This is a genomic window from Iamia sp. SCSIO 61187 (assembly GCF_019443745.1).
GTDB lineage: Bacteria > Actinomycetota > Acidimicrobiia > Acidimicrobiales > Iamiaceae > Iamia.
The window spans coordinates 1,721,387-1,741,440 of record NZ_CP050948.1; the positions used below are offsets into that span (position 1 = coordinate 1,721,387).

At 73.2% G+C, this 20,054-nt stretch carries 16 protein-coding genes, 1 tRNA gene and 1 pseudogene; 13 read left to right on the plus strand and 5 right to left on the minus strand.

The annotated features are described in order from the left end of the window. Positions 1-23 precede the first annotated feature (23 nt). From HC251_RS08310 to HC251_RS08320, 3 genes are all read left to right on the plus strand, one after another. Positions 24-1,310 carry a UDP-glucose/GDP-mannose dehydrogenase family protein gene (locus tag HC251_RS08310; RefSeq protein WP_219944836.1) on the plus strand — a complete coding sequence of 429 codons (1,287 nt, stop codon included), beginning with the start codon at positions 24-26 and terminating at the stop codon, positions 1,308-1,310. Beyond that, entirely contained in the window at positions 1,311-2,252 is a 942-nt protein-coding gene (locus tag HC251_RS08315; RefSeq protein WP_255566639.1) for a UDP-glucuronic acid decarboxylase family protein, read from the plus strand. A gap of 178 nt (positions 2,253-2,430) precedes the next feature. After that, positions 2,431-3,342, plus strand: a complete 912-nt coding sequence (locus tag HC251_RS08320; RefSeq protein ID WP_219944837.1) for a type IV toxin-antitoxin system AbiEi family antitoxin domain-containing protein — start codon at positions 2,431-2,433, stop codon at positions 3,340-3,342. 79 nt (positions 3,343-3,421) lie between these two features. Here the strand turns inward: HC251_RS08320 and acnA are convergent, their stop codons facing one another. Together acnA and HC251_RS08330 are read right to left on the minus strand one after the other, a co-directional pair. Then, positions 3,422-6,202, minus strand: a complete 2,781-nt coding sequence (gene acnA / locus HC251_RS08325; protein ID WP_304608307.1) for an aconitate hydratase AcnA — start codon at positions 6,200-6,202, stop codon at positions 3,422-3,424. Positions 6,203-6,342: 140 nt separating this feature from the next. Further along, positions 6,343-6,975 (minus strand): TetR family transcriptional regulator, encoded by a 633-nt coding sequence (locus HC251_RS08330; RefSeq protein WP_219944838.1) that lies wholly within the window; start codon positions 6,973-6,975, stop codon positions 6,343-6,345. 97 nt (positions 6,976-7,072) lie between these two features. On the opposite strand from HC251_RS08330, the gene HC251_RS08335 reads away from it, so the two are divergent. The 3 genes from HC251_RS08335 (at position 7,073) to HC251_RS08345 (ending at position 10,685) form a co-directional block, all read left to right on the plus strand. Continuing rightward, the gene (locus HC251_RS08335; protein ID WP_219944839.1) at positions 7,073-8,164 is read left to right on the plus strand and encodes a ferredoxin reductase; all 1,092 of its coding nucleotides are present in this window, start codon (positions 7,073-7,075) and stop codon (positions 8,162-8,164) included. 222 nt (positions 8,165-8,386) lie between these two features. Then, positions 8,387-9,385: an acyl-CoA desaturase gene (locus tag HC251_RS08340; RefSeq protein WP_219944840.1), complete on the plus strand. Its 999-nt coding sequence runs from the start codon at positions 8,387-8,389 to the stop codon at positions 9,383-9,385. Between the two features lie 67 nt (positions 9,386-9,452). Beyond that, positions 9,453-10,685 (plus strand): amidohydrolase family protein, encoded by a 1,233-nt coding sequence (locus HC251_RS08345; RefSeq protein ID WP_219944841.1) that lies wholly within the window; start codon positions 9,453-9,455, stop codon positions 10,683-10,685. Positions 10,686-10,729: 44 nt separating this feature from the next. Here HC251_RS08345 and HC251_RS08350 read toward each other — a convergent pair whose 3' ends face one another. Beyond that, positions 10,730-11,956 (minus strand): glycosyltransferase family 4 protein, encoded by a 1,227-nt coding sequence (locus HC251_RS08350; RefSeq protein WP_219944842.1) that lies wholly within the window; start codon positions 11,954-11,956, stop codon positions 10,730-10,732. Between the two features lie 9 nt (positions 11,957-11,965). On the opposite strand from HC251_RS08350, the gene HC251_RS08355 reads away from it, so the two are divergent. Then, entirely contained in the window at positions 11,966-12,424 is a 459-nt protein-coding gene (locus HC251_RS08355; protein WP_219944843.1) for a hypothetical protein, read from the plus strand. On the opposite strand, the gene HC251_RS08360 is transcribed toward HC251_RS08355, so the two are convergent. Then, positions 12,340-13,392 carry an NAD-dependent epimerase/dehydratase family protein gene (locus HC251_RS08360; protein ID WP_219944844.1) on the minus strand — a complete coding sequence of 351 codons (1,053 nt, stop codon included), beginning with the start codon at positions 13,390-13,392 and terminating at the stop codon, positions 12,340-12,342. The two genes, HC251_RS08355 and HC251_RS08360, sit on opposite strands and share 85 nt — an antisense overlap. Positions 13,393-13,449: 57 nt before the next feature. On the opposite strand from HC251_RS08360, the gene HC251_RS08365 reads away from it, so the two are divergent. The 5 genes from HC251_RS08365 to HC251_RS08385 all read left to right on the plus strand — a co-directional run bounded on the left by HC251_RS08365 (position 13,450) and on the right by HC251_RS08385 (position 17,730). Then, the gene (locus tag HC251_RS08365) at positions 13,450-14,568 is read left to right on the plus strand and encodes a glycosyltransferase family 1 protein (protein ID WP_219944845.1); all 1,119 of its coding nucleotides are present in this window, start codon (positions 13,450-13,452) and stop codon (positions 14,566-14,568) included. Next, positions 14,565-15,734 (plus strand): glycosyltransferase family 1 protein, encoded by a 1,170-nt coding sequence (locus tag HC251_RS25965; RefSeq protein ID WP_219944846.1) that lies wholly within the window; start codon positions 14,565-14,567, stop codon positions 15,732-15,734. Before HC251_RS08365 ends, HC251_RS25965 begins: the two co-directional genes overlap by 4 nt. Positions 15,735-15,746: 12 nt before the next feature. After that, positions 15,747-16,610 (plus strand): hypothetical protein, encoded by an 864-nt coding sequence (locus tag HC251_RS08375; protein WP_219944847.1) that lies wholly within the window; start codon positions 15,747-15,749, stop codon positions 16,608-16,610. Then, on the plus strand, positions 16,607-17,608 hold the full coding sequence (locus HC251_RS08380; RefSeq protein WP_219944848.1) for a sugar phosphate nucleotidyltransferase: 1,002 nt from the start codon (positions 16,607-16,609) through the stop codon (positions 17,606-17,608). Before HC251_RS08375 ends, HC251_RS08380 begins: the two co-directional genes overlap by 4 nt. A gap of 48 nt (positions 17,609-17,656) precedes the next feature. After that, a tRNA-Val gene (locus HC251_RS08385) sits at positions 17,657-17,730 on the plus strand. A gap of 52 nt (positions 17,731-17,782) precedes the next feature. On the opposite strand, the pseudogene HC251_RS08390 reads toward HC251_RS08385, so the two are convergent. Further along, a pseudogene (locus HC251_RS08390) lies at positions 17,783-18,978 on the minus strand (acyl-CoA dehydrogenase family protein). A 65-nt stretch (positions 18,979-19,043) separates the two neighbouring features. Here HC251_RS08390 and corA point away from each other — a divergent pair. Further along, positions 19,044-20,000, plus strand: a complete 957-nt coding sequence (gene corA / locus HC251_RS08395) for a magnesium/cobalt transporter CorA (protein WP_219944849.1) — start codon at positions 19,044-19,046, stop codon at positions 19,998-20,000. Positions 20,001-20,054: the final 54 nt, after the last annotated feature.

The window sequence follows — 20,054 nt, forward strand, 5'->3', positions numbered from 1 at the left end:
GACGGACGGAGACCGGGAGAGACATGGGCCAGAAGATCGCGGTGATCGGCACCGGGTACGTGGGGCTCACCACCGGCGCGTGCCTGAGCCACCTGGGCCACGACGTGGTGTGCGCCGACGTCGTGCCCGAGAAGGTCGACGCCCTCAACCGGGGCGAGATCCCCATCCTCGAGGCCGGGCTCGACGAGCTGGTGCACGCCGGCGTGGCCGCCGGCCTGCTGTCGTTCGTGCTGGGCGCCGAGAACGCCGTCGGCGACGCCGAGTTCGTCTTCCTGTGCCTGCCCACCCCCCAGGGCGCCGACGGCGCCGCCGACCTCAGCTTCATCAAGTCCGCCGCCGCCCACGTCGGGCCGCTGCTCCGTCCCGGCAGCATCGTGATCAACAAGTCCACCGTGCCCGTCGGCTCGGCCGGCGAGGTGGCCAAGAAGCTCGAGCGCGACGACGTGTCGGTGGTCTCCAACCCGGAGTTCCTGCGCGAGGGCACGGCCGTCGACGACTTCCTCCACCCCGACCGGGTCGTCATCGGCAGCGACGACGAGGACGCCGCCCGCCGCGTCGCCGACCTCTACGCCAAGCTCCCCGGCGAGGTGCTGATCACCGACCCGGCCTCGGCCGAGACGATCAAGTACGCCTCGAACGCCTTCCTGGCCACCAAGATCAGCTTCGTCAACGCCATGGCCGCGGTGTGCGAGGAGGTCGGCGCCGACGTCTCCGACGTGGTCAAGGGCATGGGCCTCGACCAGCGCATCGGCAACAAGTTCCTGGTCCCCGGGCCCGGGTGGGGCGGCAGCTGCTTCCCCAAGGACTCCCACGCCCTGGTCCGCATCGCCGAGAACTCCGGCTACCAGTTCGGCCTGCTCCGCAGCGTCATCGCCGTGAACGAGGAGCAGTTCGGGCGGGTCGCCAACAAGATCACCCGCTTCGCCGGAGGCTCCGTCGAGGGCAAGACCGTCGCCGTGTGGGGCCTGACGTTCAAGGCCCGCACCGACGACATGCGCGACTCTCCGGCCATCAACATCATCAACCGCCTGCTCGAGGTGGGGGCCACCGTCCGGGCCTACGACCCGGCCGTGGACGACAGCGACGACCCCCGGCTGGCGGGCGTCGAGATCGTGGGCGACCCCTACGAGGCGGTGACCGGCGCCGACGTCCTCGCCGTGCTGACCGAGTGGCCCGAGTTCGCCGAGCTCGACTTCGCCAAGGTCGGCGACCTGATCGGCACCAAGGCCGTGGTCGACGGGCGCAACCTGCTCGACGGGGCCGCCCTGAAGGCGGCCGGGTTCGCCTACGACGGCATCGGACGGCGCTGAGTGGCCCGCATCGTCGTCACCGGCGGGGCCGGGTTCCTGGGCTCGCACCTGTGCGACGCCCTGCTGGCCCGGGGCGACGAGGTCGTGTGCCTCGACAACCTGGCCACCGGGTCCACCCACAACATCGAGCACCTCTTCGGCCGGTCGGACTTCACCTTCGTGGAGCACGACGTGAGCACCTACGTCTGGGTCCCGGGCCCGGTCGACACGGTCATGCACCTGGCCAGCCCGGCCAGCCCGATCGACTTCGAGCGGATCCCCATCCAGATCCTCAAGGTCGGCGGGCTCGGCACCCACAACACCCTCGGGCTGGCCAAGGCCAAGGGGGCCCGGTTCTTCCTGTCCTCGACCAGCGAGGTCTACGGCGACCCGCAGGTGCACCCGCAGCCGGAGACCTACTGGGGCAACGTCAACCCCATCGGCCCCCGCGGTGTCTACGACGAGGCCAAGCGCTTCGCCGAGGCCATGACGATGGCGTACCACCGCCACCACGGCCTCGACGTCCGCATCGTCCGCATCTTCAACACGTACGGTCCCCGTATGCGCCCCGACGACGGGCGGGCCGTGAGCAACTTCATCGTCGCCGCCCTGCGGGGCGAGCCGATCACGATCTACGGCGACGGCAGCCAGACCCGCAGCTTCACCTACGTCGACGACGAGATCCGGGGCTTCCTCGCCCTGCTGGACTCCGACGTCACCACGCCGACCAACATCGGCAACCCCGACGAGTACACGATCCGCGAGCTGGCCGAGATGGTCATCGAGGTCACCGGCTCGACCTCGGAGATCACGACCCACCCGCTGCCCGTCGACGACCCCATGCAGCGCAAGCCCGACATCACCAAGGCCCGCGAGCTGCTGGGGTGGGAGCCGACGGTCCACGTCCGCGACGGCATCGCCCGCACCGCCGAGCACTTCGCCAAGCTCCTCGCCGACCGCTGACCCCCCCCCAACTTTGTCCGGAACCCTGCCGAGGAGGGGGACTTCCGGACAACGTTCGGGGGCGGCCTTCCAACTTTGTCCGGAACCCTGCCGAGGAGGGGGACTTCCGGACAAAGGTGGGGGAGCGACCGGGCGGGGCGCCACGGTGACTGTCACACCCCGTCGGCATGATCGGGCCATGGAACGGTGGAAGGACCTCACCCAGGCGGCCGAGCGAGCGCACGGCATCGTCACCTACGACCAGCTGCGCGGCAGCGGCCTCTCCGAGCGGCAGGTGCGACGATGGGCCGGCGACGGGCGCCTCGTCGACCTCGGCTACGGGACGTACCGCCTCGGCGGGGTGCCGCCCGGCTTCGACGGGGAGGTCCTCGCCGCCATCAGCGCCTTCCCGGGGGAGACATGGGCGGGGTTCACCACCGCAGGGCGCCTCGACGACCTCCCCGTCTGGTCGCCGGACGGCCGCATCGAGCTGGTCCGGCCCACCGGCCTGAGCGCCGAGCGCTCCGTCGCCCGGGTCCACCGGAGCACCTACCTGCCCGTCCACCACCTCACCGTCGTGCGGGGCATCCCGTGCACGGCCACGCCCCGGACGGTGTTCGACCTCGCCCGCACGACCGGGCCGAACCGGCTGGTCCGCATCATCGATCGGGCCCTCGACCGGCGGCTGTGCACGATGGCGTCGCTCTACCGCGTCCTCTACGAGCTCGGCGGGCGAGGCCGCCCGGGCACCCGTCGGATGCGGACGGTGCTCGAGGTGCTCGGCCTCGACCACGTACCGCCGGAGAGCGAGCTCGAGGTGGTGGGGTTCGCCCTGCTCGACGGCCTCGGCTTCACCTGGCAGGTCGAGATGTCCGACGAGCGGGGCTACATCCGCCGGGTCGACGGCCTCCACCGGCCCGCCCGGCTCGTGGTCGAGCTCGACGGCGCCCAGCACGGCCGAGAGCCGCAGCGGTCGCTCGACCGCGACGGCGATCGCCGGCTCCACCGCCTGGGCTACGACGTCGAGCGTCTGACCTGGTCCGACGTCGCCCGCGACGGCGACGCCACGCGCCAGCGCATCGCCGCCCGCCTGGTCGCCGCCGCCGCCTGACCGCCATGGCGGCCGCCGCTGACGAACCTTGTCCGGAACCCTGCCGAGGAGGGGGACTTCCGGACAAGGTTCGTGGGGGTCAGCTGTCCTGGGTGCGCTGGTGGATGCTGCGGAGCACGTAGGGGAGGACGCCGCCGTGGCGGTAGTAGGCCTGCTCGGTCGGGGTGTCGATGCGGACCGTGGCGGTGAAGGTGACGTCGCCGGCCCGGACCTCGAGGGTCGGGGGCACGGGCTCGTCGTCGCCCAGCGTGGAGAGCCCGGTGATGGTGATCTCCTCCTCGCCGGTGAGACCGAGCGACTCGACCGAGTCGCCCTCGGCCAGCTGGAGGGGCAGGACGCCCATGCCGATCAGGTTCGAGCGGTGGATGCGCTCGTAGCTCTGGGCGATGACGGCCCGCACGCCCAGGAGGGCCGTGCCCTTGGCCGCCCAGTCCCGGGAGGAGCCCGACCCGTACTCGGCGCCGGCCAGGACGACGAGCGGGGTGCCGTCGGCGAGGTAGCGCTCGGACGCGTCGTAGATGTCCATGGCCTCGCCCGTGGGGACGTGCTTGGTGACGCCGCCCTCGGAGCCGGGCAGGAGCTGGTTGCGGAGCCGGATGTTGGCGAACGTGCCCCGGATCATCACCTCGTGGTTGCCCCGGCGGGAGCCGTAGGAGTTGAAGTCGGCCTTCTCGACGCCGTGGTCGTGGAGGTAGCGACCGGCCGGGCTCTCGGCCTTGATGTTGCCGGCGGGGGAGATGTGGTCGGTCGTGACCGAGTCGCCCAGCAGGGCGAGCACCCGGGCCCCCTCGATGTCGCGGCGGGGGGAGGGGGTGGGCGAGAGGCCCTCGAAGTACGGGGGCTGGCGGACGTAGGTCGACTCGCCGTCCCAGTCCATGCGGTCGCCGGTGGGGGCGTCGATGGCCCGCCAGCGGTCGTCGCCGTCGAAGAGGGTGTCGTAGATGGTGGTGAAGGAGTCGGCGCCGGTGGCCCGGGCCACGGCCTCGGCCACCTCGCCGGCGTCGGGCCAGATGTCGGCCAGCATCACCGGCTGGCCCTCGGTGTCGGTGCCGAGGGGCTCGTTGAGCGGGTCCCAGCTCATGGTGCCCGACAGGGCGTAGGCCACGACCAGCGGCGGTGACGCCAGGTAGTTGAGGCGCACGTCGGGGTTGATGCGGCCCTCGAAGTTGCGGTTGCCCGAGAGCACGGCGGCGACGGTGAGGTCGTTGTCCTGGACCGCCTGGCTGATCTCGGCCGGCAGCGGGCCGGAGTTGCCGATGCAGGTGGTGCAGCCGTAGCCGACCAGGTCGAACCCGATGGCGGCCAGCTCGTCGGTGAGGTCGAGGCGGTCGTAGTAGTCCATGACGACCTTGCTGCCGGGGGCGAGCGAGGTCTTGACCCACGGGCGGCGGGTCAGGCCCTTGGCCCGGGCGTTCCGGGCGAGGAGGCCGGCGGCGACCATGACGTCGGGGTTCGACGTGTTGGTGCAGCTGGTGATGGCGGCGATGACCACCCGACCGTGGTCGAGCGACGTCTCGGTGCCATCGGCCAGGGTCAGGTCGACCTTGTTCGACTTGGCCGGGGTGGTGTCGCAGGCGACGACGTGCGGCTTCGCGGCCTCATCGTCGGCGGGGGAGGAGACGGGGTCGCTGGCCGGGAAGGTGGCGGCGATGGCCCGGTCCTCGGCCGAGTAGGTGGTGGCGGTGGGATCGTTGAGGACGGCCGAGAGGGCGTCCTTGGCCCGGTCGAGCGGGATGCGGTCCTGGGGGCGCTTGGGGCCGGCCAGCGAGGGCACGACGGTGGACATGTCGAGCTCGACCACCGAGTCGTACTGCGGGTCGTTGCTGGGGTCGTGCCAGAGGCCCTGCTCCTTGGCGTAGGCCTCGACCAGGGCGACCAGGTCGTCGGGGCGGCCGGTGGCCCGCAGGTAGCGCAGGGTCTCGTCGTCGACGGGGGAGATGGTGATGGTCGACCCGTACTCGGGCGACATGTTGCCGATGGTCGCCCGGTGCTCGACACGGAGCTGCGAGAGCGCCGGCCCGTGGAGCTCGACGAACTTGCCGACCACGCCGTGCTGGCGGAGCAGCTCGGTGATGGTGAGGACCAGGTCGGTGGCGGTGGTGCCGGGGGGGAGCTCGCCGGTGAGGCGGAGGCCGGTCACCTTGGGCACCAGCAGCGGGACGGGCTGGCCGAGCATGGCCGCCTCGGCCTCGATGCCGCCGACGCCCCAGCCCACCACGCCCAGCCCGTTGACCATCGGGGTGTGGGAGTCGGTGCCGACGAGGGTGTCGGGGAAGGCGACGCCGTCGCGCAGCTGCACGACCTGGGAGAGGTTCTCGAGGTTGATCTGGTGGCAGATGCCCATGTTGGGCGGGACGACCCGCAGCGACTCGAAGGCCTGCTGGCCCCACTTGAGGAACTCGTAGCGCTCCTTGTTGCGCTGGAGCTCGAGGGTGGCGTTGAGGTCGAAGGAGTCGCGCTGGGCGAAGTGGTCGACCTGGATCGAGTGGTCGATGACGAGGTCGACGGGGACGAGGGGCTCGATGGTGGCCGGGTCGCCGCCGAGGTCGGCCATGGCGTCGCGCATGGCGGCCAGGTCGACGACGGCGGGCACGCCGGTGAAGTCCTGCATCAGCACCCGCGAGGGGGTGAAGGAGATCTCGGCGTCGCTGGTCTGGCCCGGCTGCCAGGCGGCCAGACCGGACACGTCGTCGGCGCTGACCTTCACCCCGTCCTCGGTGCGGAGGAGGTTCTCGAGCAGGACCTTGAGGCCGTAGGGCAGCCGCCCGACGTCGTCGGTGGCGGCGTCGAGGGCGTAGATGTCGACGCTCCGACCTCCGACATCGAGGGTCCGTCGTGCTCCGAAGCTGTCACTGGCCATGGGGTGGATCCCTTCCGGGGCTCGTGCGTCGTGGGGGTCCGAACCTACTCGCCGCCCGGCGGGTCCCGACCCACAATCGACCATACAAGTTGTAGACAAGCGGCGCAACCCGCCGCCCCCGTCGCACCGATCCCGGAGGGTCAGCGGCTCCGCCAGTGGGGGACGCCGAGGAAGATGAGCCGCAGCTGCCGCTCGGTGGTGCGCCGGATGGCGGCCTCGGCCTCGGGGCGGTCGCGGGGCAGGTCGGTCAGGGCGGCCGCGGTCCCCACCACGGTGCTCACCACCAGGCTGGCGATCATGGTGACGTCCTCGTCGCTCCAGCCGCCGATGTACGGGAACCCGCGCATGTCGATGGCGAGCTCCTCGGTGAAGAGGCGCAGCTGGTCCTCGATGGCGTGGCGGAGGACGGCGGAGCCCCCGTTGCGCTCCCGCACGATGAAGCGGAAGTGGGACTGGTGGGCGTGGACGTGGTCGACCAGCGTGGCCACCGACTGCTTGATGGCGTCGTCCCAGCGGGGCACGTCGGCGCGGGCGTCGCGGATCATCCCCCGCAGCGTCCCGAAGGACTCCTCGACCAGCGCCTGGCCCAGCTCGTCCATGTCCCGGAAGTGGCGGTAGAAGGCGCCGGGGACGATCCCGACCTCCTTGGTCACCTGGCGCAGGCTGAGGCGGTCGAAGCTGCGCTTCTCCAGCAGCCGGAGGGCGGCTCGCAGCAGCGCCTGGCGGGTGCGCTCCTTGCGCTCCTGGCGGGTCTCGGGGGTCGGGTCGGCCACGCCCCATCTCACCACGGATCGGCCGGTGCACACCTGTTCACCCACTTGTGACCCATCGCACGTCGACCGGCCCGGGTCCTCGGGGTACGGTGCACATATGTTCACTCAACTTCTGGAGCTGGCCACGGCCCCCCACGGGGTCGACCGGTTCCTCGAGCTGGTGCGCCCCACCTGGGCCGCCGACGACACCCGGGCCCGCGTCGTCGCCGCGACCCGCGAGACCCCCGACGTCGTCACCCTCACCCTGCGGCCGGGCCGGGGCTGGGCCCGCGGCCGGGCCGGCCAGCACGTCCGCCTCGGCGTCGAGATCGACGGCCGGCGCCACACCCGCTGCTTCTCGCTGGCGTCGTCCGAGCACCGCACCGATGGCCTCGTCGAGGTCACGGTCAAGGCCAACCCCGACGGCATCGTGAGCCGCCACCTGGTCGCCACCGCCGCCCCCGGCCTGGTGGTGGCCCTGGGTGCGCCCGAGGGCGACTTCACCCTCCCGGCCACCCGCCCCGACCGCCTCGTCCTGGTGAGCGGCGGCAGCGGCATCACCCCGGTGATGGCCCTGCTCCGCACCCTCGTCGACGAGGGCCACGACCGGCCGATCACCTTCCTCCACTACGCCCGCACCCCCGCCGACGTCATCTACGCCGACGAGCTGGCCGCCCTCGGCCGGACCCACCCCCAGCTCGACGTCCACGTCGTGACCACCCGGGGGGCCGGAACGGGCGCGCTGACCGGGCGGTTCTGCGCCGCCCACCTGGAGGCCGTCGTGCCCGACCTCGGCGGGGCCGAGGCCTACGCCTGCGGCCCCGTCGGCCTGGTCGATGCCGCCCTGGCGCACTGGGAGCAGGCCGGCGCCATCGACCGGCTCCACGTCGAGCGCTACTCCCTCGTCGCCGCCCCGTCGGACGGCGCCGGCGAGCGCGCGAGTGGCGAGGGCAGCACGGGCGCCCGCACCCACTTCGCCGGGAGCGACGTCACCGTCACCAGCGTCGGCACCACCCTCCTCGAGCAGGCCGAGGCCGCCGGGCTCACGCCCGCCTTCGGCTGCCGCGTGGGCATCTGCCGCACATGCACCCGCACCAAGGTCTCCGGCCGGGTGCGCGACGTGCGCAGCGGCACGGTGTCGGGCTCCGGCGAGGAGCCCATCCAGCTCTGCGTGTCGGCCCCGTGCCACGACGTCGTCGTCGACCTCTGATCTCGCCTCCTCCGCCTCCCCCAAGGAGACCCGCATGACCGCGACCCTCACCCCCGTGCCCGAGACCGCCGACACCGTCGACGTCGACGCGGTCGGCACCGAGGCCCGACCCGGGTCCTGACCGACGACGAGCTCGAGCGGCTCGGCGCCCAGCTCGACGCCGTCCGCGACGAGGTCCTGGCCGACCTGGGCCAGCGCGACGCCGACCACATCCGTGGCGTCGTGCGCCTCCAGCGCGGCCTCGAGGTGTCGGGCCGCGTGCTGCTGATGGCCGGGATCCTGCCCCCGGCGTGGCTCGGCGGCGTCGCCGCCCTGTCGCTGGCCAAGATCCTCGACAACATGGAGATCGGCCACAACGTCATGCACGGCCAGTACGACTGGATGCAGGACCCGGCGCTCGACTCGGCCACCTTCGAGTGGGACACGGCGTGCCCGGCCGACCAGTGGCGCCACTCGCACAACTACGTCCACCACACCTTCACCAACGTGCTCGGCCAGGACCGCGACGTCGGCTACGGCCTCCTGCGCATGACCGACGAGCAGCGCTGGCACCCTCGCGACCTGGGCAACCCGGTCTACGCCCTCGCCCTGGCCGCCCTGTTCCAGTGGGGCGTCGCCCTCCACGACGTCGAGCTCGACCGGGTGGTGGCCGGCACCAAGACGCCGGCCGAGGCCCGCGAGAAGGTCGAGGGCGTGTGGCGCAAGGCCCGCACCCAGGTCCTGAAGGACTACGCCCTGTACCCGGCGCTGGCCGGCCCCGCCGCCCCCGTCGTGCTGTCGGGCAACCTGACCGCCAACCTCGTCCGCAACCTGTGGACCTTCGCCGTCATCTTCTGCGGCCACTTCCCCGACGGGGTGGAGACCTTCACCCCGGAGGAGGCCGAGGGCGAGGGTCGGGGCGGGTGGTACCGGCGCCAGCTGCTCGGCTCGGCCAACTTCCGCGGCGGCCCGCTGCTGCACCTGCTCACCGGGAACCTCAGCCACCAGATCGAGCACCACATGTTCCCGGACCTGCCCGCCCACCGGTACGCCGAGATCGCCGAGCAGGTCCGGGCCGTCTGCGCCGAGCACGGCCTGCCGTACAACACCGGCACCTTCCCGGGGCAGCTGGGCACCGTCGCCCGGCGCATCGCCTCGCTGGCGCTGCCCGGACGGGAGGACGAGCCAGTGGCGTCCCGGCTCGGCCAGCTCGTCGGCCGTCTCAACCCGCTGGGCCGCTGAGGACGCCGCGTCCCGTCGTGGTCCGGTGGCCTGGTCGGCTGGACACGTGTCCGGCAGACTGGGCCCCGTGACGACGCTCGAGGATCCGACCGCGCTGACCGGGACCGACGGGGCCGAGGTGGCCGACGCTCTCGGCTACCAGCCCTTCGACGCCGACAACCACTACTACGAGGCCCTCGACGCCTTCAGCCGCCACCTCGACCCGGCCCTCGCCGCCCGGGTGTTCCAGTGGGCCCAGATCGACGGCCGCACCTACCCGGTGCTCGGCGGCCGGGTGTTCCGGGGCGTCCGCAACGCCACCTTCGACCCGGTGGCCAAGCCCGGCGTCCTGGCCGACTACTTCCGGGGGAACCCGCACGGCGACGACCCCCTCACCCTGCTGCGCGACCACGAGCCCATCCGCCCGACCTACCGCGACCGCGACGCCCGCATCGCCCAGCTCGACGCCCACGGCCTGCAGGCGGCGTGGCTGTTCCCGACCCTCGGGATGATCTACGAGGAGCCGCTGAAGGGCGACGTCGACGCCGTGTGCGCCCTGTTCACGGCGTTCAACCGCTGGGTCGACGAGGACTGGGGCTTCGCCTACCGCGACCGGCTCTTCGCCGCCCCCTACATCACCCTCGCCGACGTCGACTGGGCCTGCGCCGAGCTGGAGCGGGCCCTCGACCGGGGCGCCCGCACGGTCGTGATGCGACCGGCGGCGCCGACCACCCGGCTCGGCCCCCGCTCGCCCGCCGACCGGTGCTTCGATCCCTTCTGGGCACGGGTCGACGAGGCCGGCATCACCGTCGTCGTCCACGCCGGCGACTCGGGCTACACCTCTCACGGCTACGCCGGCGACGGCTTCAGCACCGACTTCGGGGCCATGTCCACGCCGATCCGCATGCTCCAGCTCGAGCGGCCCATCGAGGACTTCCTGGCCGCCCTGATCTGCGAGAACCTCTTCCACCGGTTCCCGAACGTGCGGGTCGCCTCGGTCGAGAACGGGTCCGGTTTCCTGCCCGGGCTCTTCCACCGCCTGGAGGTCACCGGGCGCAAGATCGCGGGGTGGTGGCCCGAGGACCCGGTCGAGACCTTCCGCCGCCACATCTGGATCAACCCGTTCTGGGAGGACCAGGTCGACGACGTCATCGAGCTCATGGGCGCCGACCGGGTGCTGTTCGGGAGCGACTGGCCCCACATCGAGGCCCTGCCCCGCCCCCTCGACTACGTGCGCGACGTGGCCCACCTCGACGAGGCCACCCAGCGTCGGATCCTGGCCACCAACGTGGCCGAGCTGAACCAGCTCCGCCCGGCGTAACCCCTGCGGCCACGGATGGTGCCAGGCACCTTCCGTGGCGTCGGTCAGGTGCCGAGGACGGCGTCCCACTGGGGGAGGGTGGCCCGGTCGCAGTAGGCGTCCTCGAAGGCCCGGCGGGCGGCGGCCGAGAGCCGGGCCCGCCAGGCGTGGTCGTCGCGGAGGCGGCAGACGGCGGCGGCCAGGCCCTCGGCATCGCCGTGGCGGATGCTCACCCCGCACCCGTAGCGGGCGATGGCGGTGTCGACGTTCGACCCCTCGGGCCCCACGTACAGGATCGGGAGCCCGGCGGCCAGGTTGGCGTGGAGCTTCGACGGGCTCATCAGCCCGAGGGCCTCGTCGCCCAGGATGATCAGGGCCGCGCCGGCGCGGGCCATGATCCGAGGGGCCTGGGCCCGGGGGACGTAGTCCCGCTGGAGGATGCGGTCGGCGGCGCCCTCGGTGGCGGCCAGCCCGGCGAGCTGCTCCCACCGCGCCCCGCCGCCGACGTAGAGCCACCGGACGTCCTCGTCCGCAGGGATGAGCCCGGCGGCGGTGACGGGCGTGCTCACCCGGTGCCCGAAGCCGAGGTTGCCCAGGTACACGACGACGAAGCGGCCGGACAGCTCGGGGTCGTCGGGGTCGGTCGGCCACCGTCCGTCGGCCGGTCGGTCCGGCGCCGTGGGGTGGTCCCCCAGCGGCTCCCAGTTGGGGATCACCGTCGCCGGCGGACGCCGATCGCCGTCGGGCCCCGAGCCGTACCCGTCGAGCAGCAGCTCGCGCATGGGCTCGTCCAGGGCCACGACGTGGTCGAGGCGGCGGAACACCCACCGGTTGACCGCCCGGAGCACGACCGACATCGGCCCGCCCCGGCGGAGCGAGGCGATGGGGCGGAGCACGTCGCGCCCCTTGGCCACCACCAGGTCCCGGCGCGTCGGCCGGTCGACGTGGATCACGGGGCCGCCGCCGGTGCGCGACCCCAGCCGCTCGATCACGTCGGGGTAGCAGTCCATCGACCAGAGCACGACCCGGGTCCGCCGGTGGAGCAGCTTGTGGGCCATGGCGCTGACGACGACGTAGGGAGGGGTCGTCAGGGACACGACGACGTCCTGGCGGCGCATCAGGGCGAGGCGCACGGTGGCCCCGACGAGGAACGAGGCGTAGTCCGACAGGCGCTTGAGCACCGACCCCTTGCCCAGCGCCGGCGTCCACAGGTGGACGACCCGCACCGCACCCGTCGCCGTCCCGGTCGACGACGTGCGGGGGCCCACGTAGCCCTCGCCGCCGGTGATCACCGTGACGCGGTGGCCCCGTTCGGCCAGGTGGGTGGCCAGCGACGAGGTGAGGTGGGCCGTGGGGGAGAGGTCCGGCGGGAAGAACTGGTTGACGAGCGTGATGCGCAGCCGTCGCGGCGACCTGGTTGGCGCGCTGCGCTCGCGCGCTTCCCCGGTTCGCTCGCTGCGCTCGCGCGCTTCCCCGGTTCGCTCGCTGCGCTCGCGCGCTTCCCCGGTTCGCTCGCTGCGCTCGCGCGGTTCCCCGGTTCGCTCGCTGCGCTCGCGCGGTTCCCCGGTTCGCTCGCTGCGCTCGCGCGGTTCCCCGGTTCGCTCGCTGCGCTCGCGCGGTTCCCCGGTTCGCTCGCTGCGCTCGCGCGGTTCCCCGGTTCGCTCGCTGCGCTCGCTCACTGGCGGTCGGCGGCCGTGACCGCGCCGACCATCTCGTCGACGATGGCGTCGAGCGTCCACTCCTGGCGCCAGCCCGGGTAGTGGCCCCGGAACTTGGCCATGTCGGTGTAGTAGCAGATGTGGTCGCCGACCCGGTTCTGGTCGTCGTAGGTGAGCGTGGGGCGGGTGCCGCTGTGCTCGGCGATCATGTCGACGCACTCGAGCAGCGAGGCGGCGTTGGCCTTGCCCCCGCCGAGGTTGTAGGCCTCGCCCGGCCGGGGGTCCTGGGCGTAGGCCCAGAAGGCGGAGATGACGTCGGCCGAGTGGATCTGGTCGCGGACCTGCTTCCCCTTGTAGCCGAAGATCGTGTACGGCCCCTCCCGCACGGCCTGGGTGACCAGGTACGACAGGAACCCGTGGAGCTCGACGCCGGAGTGGTGCGGGCCGGTGAGGCAGCCACCCCGGAACGCGGCGGTCGGCATCCCGAAGTACCGGCCGTACTCCTGGGTGAGCACGTCGGCGGCGACCTTGGACGCCCCGAACAGGGAGTGGGTGGTGTGGTCGAGCGACATCGTCTCGTCGATGCCCTCGGACTGGGCCGGCTCGGCGTAGTCGTAGCGGGTCTCGAGCTCGACGAGGGGCAGCCGGTTCGGCGTGTCGCCGTAGACCTTGTTGGTGCTGACGGTGATGAACACGGCCTCGGGGGTGTGGCGGCGGCACGCCTCGAGCAGGTTCAGGGTGCCGACGGCGTTGGTGTCGAAGTCGTCGAAGGGCCGGCTGGCGGCCAGGTCGTGGCTGGGCTGGGCGGCGGCGTGGATCACCAGGTCGTAGCGACCCCGGGCCAGCACACCGTCGATGCCCTCGCGGTCGCGGATGTCGATGTCGATGTGGGTGTAGCGGGCGCAGCGGGCCTCGAGCCGCTGGCGGTTCCAGGTGGTGTCGCCGCCGGGCCCGAAGAAGTCGGCGCGCGTGTTGTTGTCGATCCCGTCGACGGCGAAGCCCAGGGCGTCGAAGAACTCGACGGCCTCGGACCCGATGAGCCCGGCCGACCCGGTGACGAGGACCTTCACGTGACGAGGATCGGGGCGCGGCGGGGCATCGGCACGGTCTGCGATGCTACCGGGCACATGAGCGCCGCCCCGTCCCCCCCGCCCCGGGTGGCGCTGACCCTCGAGCAGTGCTGGCACCGGGTCCCGGGTGGGTCGGCGACGTCCATCCTGGCCCTCGCCGGCGCCCTGGCCGACCGCGACGACGTCGACGTGGTCGGGGTGGCGGCCCGCCACCCCGAGCCCCCGCCGGCCCCGTGGGAGCCCCCGATCCCGGTGCACCACCTGCCGCTGCCCCGCCTCGCCCTCTACGAGACGTGGCACGCGGTCCGTCGGCCGCGGGTCGAGCGGGCGACCGGGCCCGTGGACCTGGTGCACGCCACGGCCGTCGCCGTGCCCGGCTCGCGCGCTCCGCTCGTCGTCACCGTCCACGACCTGGCGTTCCTGGCCGAGCCCGACCACGCCACCCGCCACGGGCTGCGGTTCTTCCGGCGCGGGACCGAGCTCGCCCGCCGGCACGCCCGGCTCGTCCTGGTCCCGTCGGAGGCCACGGCCGAGGAGTGCCGCCGGGCCGGGTTCGACCCGGGGCGGATCCGGATCGTGCCGTGGGGGGTCGACGCCACGCCGGCGGGGGCCGAGGACGTGACCCGCGTGCGGGCCGCCTACGGCCTGGACCGGCCCTACGTCCTCTTCGTCGGGACCGTCGAGCCCCGCAAGAACCTGCCCCGCCTGGTCGAGGCCATGGCGGCGCTCGGGCGCGACGACGTCGAGCTCGTGCTCGTCGGCGCCGAGGGGTGGAACGAGGACCTGGCCGCCCTGCTCGACGCCCTGCCGGGCCGGTCCCGCACGCTCGGCTTCCTCCCGACCGGCTCGCTCGGTCCGCTCTACGCCGGGGCCGCGGCCGTCGCCTACCCGAGCATCCGCGAGGGGTTCGGCCTCCCGGTCCTCGAGGCCATGGCGCAGGGCGCGGCGGTGGTGACCTCGTCCGGCACCGCCACCGAGGAGGTCGCCGGGGACGCCGCCGTGCTGGTCGATCCCCGGTCGGTCGACGCCATCGCCGCCGGCCTCGACCGGGTGCTGTCGGACCCCGAGGGGGCCCGGACCCTGGGCGCCCGGGCCCGCGACCGGGCCGCGACCTACACCTGGGACCGCACGGCCGACCTCACCGTGGCCGCCTACCGCGAGGCCCTCGCCCGGTGACCACCCGCACCCGCGTCGGGGTGAACCTGCTGTGGCTCGTGCCGGGCGTCGTCGGGGGGAGCGAGGAGTACGTCACCCGCCTCCTGCGGGCCCTGTCCGACCTCGACCCGCCCGACCTCGACGTCCGGCTCTTCGGACTCGAGGAGCTGCAGGCCGAGCACCCCGACCTGGGCGAGCGGTTCCCGCTCCGCACCGTCCCCCTGCGGGGCCGGCTCAAGCCGCTGCGGGTGGTGGGCGAGACGACGTGGCTCGCCGCCCAGGTGCGGCGGGCCCACCTCGAGGTCGTCTGGCACCCCGGGGGGGTGGTCCCGCTGCTGACCGGCGGGGCGGCGACGGTGCTGACCGTCCACGACCTGCGGCCCCTCGACCGGCCCGAGGGCTTCTCCCGCACCAAGGTGGCCTACCTCCGGGCCGTGCTGCCCCGCTCGGTCCGGCGGGCGGCGGTGGTCACGGCGCCGTCGCAGCACGTCGTCGACGAGATCGGCCGGCGCTTCTCGGTCGGGGCCGACCGCCTGCAGGTGGTGCCCCACGGCATCGGGGCCGGTCTGTTCGACGAGGTGGCCCCGAGCGAGGTCGACCGGGTCCGGGCCACCTACGGCCTCGCCGGCCGGTGGCTGCTGTACCCGGTCATCACCTATCCCCACAAGGACCACGCCACCCTGGTCCGGGCCTTCGCCCGCCTGGCGGCCACCCACCCCGACGTCGACCTGGTCCTGACCGGCGGCGCTGGGCCGGCCGAGGACGAGGTGGCGGCGGCGATCGCCGCCAGCGGGGTGGCCGAGCGGGTGCGCCGGACCGGCCGGGTGCCCCGGGCCGATGTCGACGCCCTGCTCGACGGGGCGACCGCCGTGGCGTTCCCCTCCCGGTACGAGGGGTTCGGCAACGGTGCCCTGGAGGGGCTGGCCAAGGGCACGCCGGTCGTGGCCTCCGACGTCACCTCGCTCCCCGAGGTGGTGGGGGACGGCGGGCTCCTCGTCGCTCCCGGCGACGTCGCCGGGTGGACCGACGCCCTGGGGCAGGTGCTGGACGACCCCGCCCTGGCCGCCCGGCTCGGCGCCGCCGGGCGATCCCACGCCCGGCGCTTCACCGACCGGGCCGCGGCCGAGGCCCTGGCCTCGGCCCTGCGCGCCGCGGCCGACTCCGGGCCGCGGGGCAGCGGCGGGTAGGGTCATCGGCCCATGGGAAAGGCATCCTCAGCCAAGAAGGTGGCCCGCGCGGCCCGCGCCGGTGGCAAGACCCCCGGCCAGCGCCGCAACCTCGGGTTCCCCGCGGCCATCGTCGCCATCGTCATCCTCGGCCTGGGGTTGATCGCCTTCGCCCGCCAGAACGCCCCGGGTGGGGGCAGCCCCGCCCTCGGCGAGCACTGGCACGCCGCCTACGGCATCTACGTCTGCGACCGCTGGGTCGAGAACCTCCCCGACGGCGTCGAGGACCCGCTGGGCATCCACACCCACGTCGACGGGCTGATCCACATCCACCCCTTCGCCGCCGGCGCCGCCGGCGAGTCCGCCACCCTGGGCCGCTTCTTCGACCAGGTCGGCGTGCGGGTGACGGACTCGGCCATCACCCTGCCCCCCGACGAGCCCTACGAGGAGCGAACCTACAAGAACGGCGAGACCACCTGCGGCGGCGAGGACGCCCGCGTGGTCATGGCCTACTGGGAGGACGCCCAGGACACCGACGGCCGCCCCGACGACGTCCGCACGTCCAACATCGGCGGCGAGCACTTCGAGAACGACCTGGGCGCCTTCACCATCGCCTTCCTGCCCGAGGGGGAGGAGATCCCGCCTCCGCCCAGCGCGGCGACGATCCTGGAGGAGGCGGTGAAGGACGGCCCGATCAACACCGAGGCCGACCCCGACGCCACCACCGACGAGCTGCAGGACCAGTTCCCCGAGGGGGCCGGCACCGGCGAGCTGCCCACCGAGGAGCTGCCCACGGAGTCGACCCCGCCCGCTGAGTCGACCGAGCCCACGGAGTCGACCGAGCCGCCCGCGTCGACCGAGGCCCCGGCGTCGACCGAGGCGCCCGCAGGCGGATGAGGGCTGTCGTCCTCGTCGGGGGCTTCGGCACCCGGCTCCGGCCCCTCACCCTGGACCGCCCCAAGCAGATGCTGCCCATCATCGGGCGGCCCATGATCGAGCCGGTCATCGAGCACCTGGCCGGCCACGGCATCGACGACGTGGTGCTGTCGATGGGCTACAAGCCCGACGCCTTCACCGCCCAGTACCCCACCGGTGAGGTCGCCGGCGTCCGGCTCCACTTCGCCGTGGAGCCCGAGCCCCTCGACACCGCCGGGGCGATCCGCTTCGCCGCCCTCGATGCCGGCATCGACGAGCGCTTCGTGGTCATGAACGCCGACTGCCTCACCGACATCGACGTGAGCGCCCTGGTGGCGTTCCACGATGCCCGGGGCGCCGAGGGCACCATCGCCCTGCACAAGGTCACCGACCCGTCGGCCTTCGGCGTCGTGCCGACCGACGCCGACGGCAAGGTCGAGGCCTTCGTCGAGAAGCCGCCGGCCGACGAGGCCCCCACGGACCTCATCAACGCCGGCATCTACGTGCTCGAGCCGTCGGTGCTCGACCGCATCGCCCCCGATCGTCGGGTGTCGATCGAGCGCGAGGTGTTCCCGGCCATGGTCGAGGCGGGCACGCTCTACGCCGCCGCCGACGACGCCTACTGGATCGACGCCGGCACGCCCGCCCTCTACATCCGGGCCCAGCTCGACATGGTCGACGGGCACCGGGGCGCCCCGGTCGAGGGCGTCGACCCGCAGGCCTCGATCGACCCCGCCGCCGAGGTCGCCCACTCCGTGGTGGGCGCCGGGTGCGTCGTCGGCGCCGGCGCCGTCGTGCGGGACTCGGTCCTGCTGCCGGGCAGCACGGTCGCCGACGGGTCCGTGGTCGAGCGGACCGTCCTGGCCTTCCGGGCGCAGGTGGGCGCCGGCGCCGCCCTCACCGACTGCGTGATCGGCGACGACGAGGTCGTGCCCGACGGCACCCGCCTCGACGACGTCCGCCAGCCCGCCCCCGACTGATCCGGCTGGCAGCCGGGTGGGGGCGCGCTGCTATGGTCACCTGCTCCGGGGCCGTTAGCTCAGTTGGCTAGAGCACCTGCATGACGCGCAGGGGGTCGGGGGTTCGAATCCCTCACGGCCCACTCCGGACCACCCCCCAGACGTCGCTGCGGGGGTGGCCCGATGGCGGGGGGCTCAGCTCCTCGGGACGTCCTTCCAGGCGACGTACTTGTCGGTGCGGGGCTCGCCGGGGAGGCCGAGGACCCGCTCGCCGATGATGTTGCGCTGGATCTCCGACGTGCCGCCCTCGATCGAGTTGGCCCGGGCCCGGAGGAACATCTTGCGGCTGGAGCCGGGGGGACCGGTGAGGCCCAGGTTCTCCGAGCGGCGCATCGTGTAGTCGTAGTCGACGAGGCCCGAGGCGCCCAGGAGGTCGACGCACAGCTCGTAGACGTCCATGTTGACCTGGGCGAACATCAGCTTGGCGATCGAACCCTCGGGTCCGGGGTTGCCCAGCTTGCGGTTCTGGGCGGCGCGGATGTTGGTCAGCCGCAGGGCCTCGGCCCGGACCCACAGCTTCATCAGCTCGTCGCGGGCGGCGGGGGAGCGGTCGGCCGCCTCCTCCTGCCAGATGCGCACGGCCTCGGCGATGGCGCCCGAGCCCCGGGGCGGGGTGCCGCCGCCCCCACCGCCGATGGTGGTGCGCTCGTTGGAGAGGGTGGTCATGGCGACCCGCCACCCCTCGCCCACGTCGCCGATGCGATCGGTGTCGGGGACGCGCACCTCGGTCATGTAGACCTCGTTGAACTCGGCCTCGCCGGTGATCTGGCGGAGGGGCCGGACCTCGACGCCGGGGGCGTGCATGTCGAGGGCGAAGTAGGTCATCCCCTTGTGCTTGGGGGCGTCGGGGTCGGTGCGGGCGACGAGCATGCCCCGATCGGCCAGGTGGGCGAGGGTGTTCCACACCTTCTGGCCGGTGATGACCCACTCGTCGCCGTCGCGCACGGCCTTGCAGGCGAGCCCGGCCAGGTCGGACCCGGCGCCGGGCTCGCTGAAGAGCTGGCACCAGGCGTCCTCGCCGGTGAACATGGGCCGGAGCAGGCGTCGACGCAGCTCGTCGGAGCCGTGGGTCACGACGGTGGGGCCGGCCATGGTCAGGCCGAAGAAGTGCTCGGTGCTGGGGCCGGGGGCCTTGGCGTCGCGGAGGGCGGCGTCGACGGCGCGCTGGTAGGGCGGGCCAGCCCCAGCCCGCCCCACCCCTCGGGGAAGTGGATCCAGGCCAGGCCGAGGTCGTACTGGAGGCCGCGGAAGGCGACCGCATCGGTGAGGTCGCCCTCGTCGAGGAGCTGCTCGGTGCGCTCCTTCACCAGCTGGGTGGGATCGTCGCTCATGGCGCCCGAACCTAGGCCACGCCGGTGTCCGCCGGCACCCGGGCCCGGACCGGCAGACTGGCGGCGTGATCGTCGACCAGGCCGTCTACCGCGACGGGTGCCGCACCGCCATCGACGTCGACGTGAGCGGGATCCCCCCGGACGGCTTCAGCTGGATCGGGCTGCGCGAGCCCACGCCCGAGGAGATCGACGAGGTCGGCGTCGAGTGCGGTCTCCACGAGCTGCTGATGGAGGACGTCCACAAGGCGCACCAGCGGGCCAAGTGGGACACCTTCGACGAGGCCTCGCTGTTCGTGCTCAAGACGGCGGTGTACGAGCCGCCCGACGAGGTGCGCATCGGCGAGATCCAGGTCGTCGTCGGCCCCCGGTTCGTGGTGACCGTCCGCCACGGCCCGACGCCGGACCTGGGCGTCGTGCGCAGGCGGCTCGAGGCCAACCCGGACCTGCTCCGCCACGGCCCCATGGCGGTGCTGTACGCCCTGGCCGACCTGGTGGTCGACGCCTACGCACCGGTCCTGTCGGAGCTGGAGACCGACATCGACGAGGCCGAGGAGGCCGTGTTCAGCGACGAGCTCCGGTCGAACCAGGCGCCCCGGGTGTACCACCTGAAGCGCCAGGTGCTGGAGCTGCGGCGCAACATCGTCCCCGTCGGTGACCTGCTGGCCGACCTGTGCGAGACCGACTCCCACATGGTGCCCGAGGACCTCGAGGAGTACTTCCGCGACGTGGTCGACCACGCCCAGCGCATCTCGGGGCGGGTCGAGCTGGCCCGGGAGCTGCTCACCGACGCCCTGAACGCCAACCTGGCCCAGCAGGGCGTGCAGCAGAACGAGGACATGCGCAAGATCTCGGCCTGGGCCGCCGTCATCGCCACCCCGACCCTGCTGGCCGGGGTGTGGGGCATGAACTTCGACCACATGCCCGAGCTCGACTGGCAGGTCGGGTACCCGTTGGCCGTGGCGTCGATGGCGATCGTCGCCGGATCGCTCATCCTCTACTTCCGGCGCGCCGGCTGGTTGTGACGGGGGCTGTCGCATCTGCGGTGCTGGTGGGGCCGGCTCTCAGGTCGCTCTGAG

What these genes read in the sequence shown, in the direction of transcription:
- HC251_RS08310 (WP_219944836.1), top strand. Translation starts at nt 24, where the DNA reads ATGGGCCAGAAGATCGCGGTGATCGGCACCGGGTACGTGGGGCTCACC.
- HC251_RS08320 (WP_219944837.1), top strand. Translation starts at nt 2,431, where the DNA reads ATGGAACGGTGGAAGGACCTCACCCAGGCGGCCGAGCGAGCGCACGGC.
- acnA (WP_304608307.1), bottom strand. Translation starts at nt 6,202, where the DNA reads ATGGCCAGTGACAGCTTCGGAGCACGACGGACCCTCGATGTCGGAGGT.
- HC251_RS08335 (WP_219944839.1), top strand. Translation starts at nt 7,073, where the DNA reads ATGTTCACTCAACTTCTGGAGCTGGCCACGGCCCCCCACGGGGTCGAC.
- HC251_RS08365 (WP_219944845.1), top strand. Translation starts at nt 13,450, where the DNA reads ATGAGCGCCGCCCCGTCCCCCCCGCCCCGGGTGGCGCTGACCCTCGAG.
- HC251_RS08375 (WP_219944847.1), top strand. Translation starts at nt 15,747, where the DNA reads ATGGGAAAGGCATCCTCAGCCAAGAAGGTGGCCCGCGCGGCCCGCGCC.
- HC251_RS08380 (WP_219944848.1), top strand. Translation starts at nt 16,607, where the DNA reads ATGAGGGCTGTCGTCCTCGTCGGGGGCTTCGGCACCCGGCTCCGGCCC.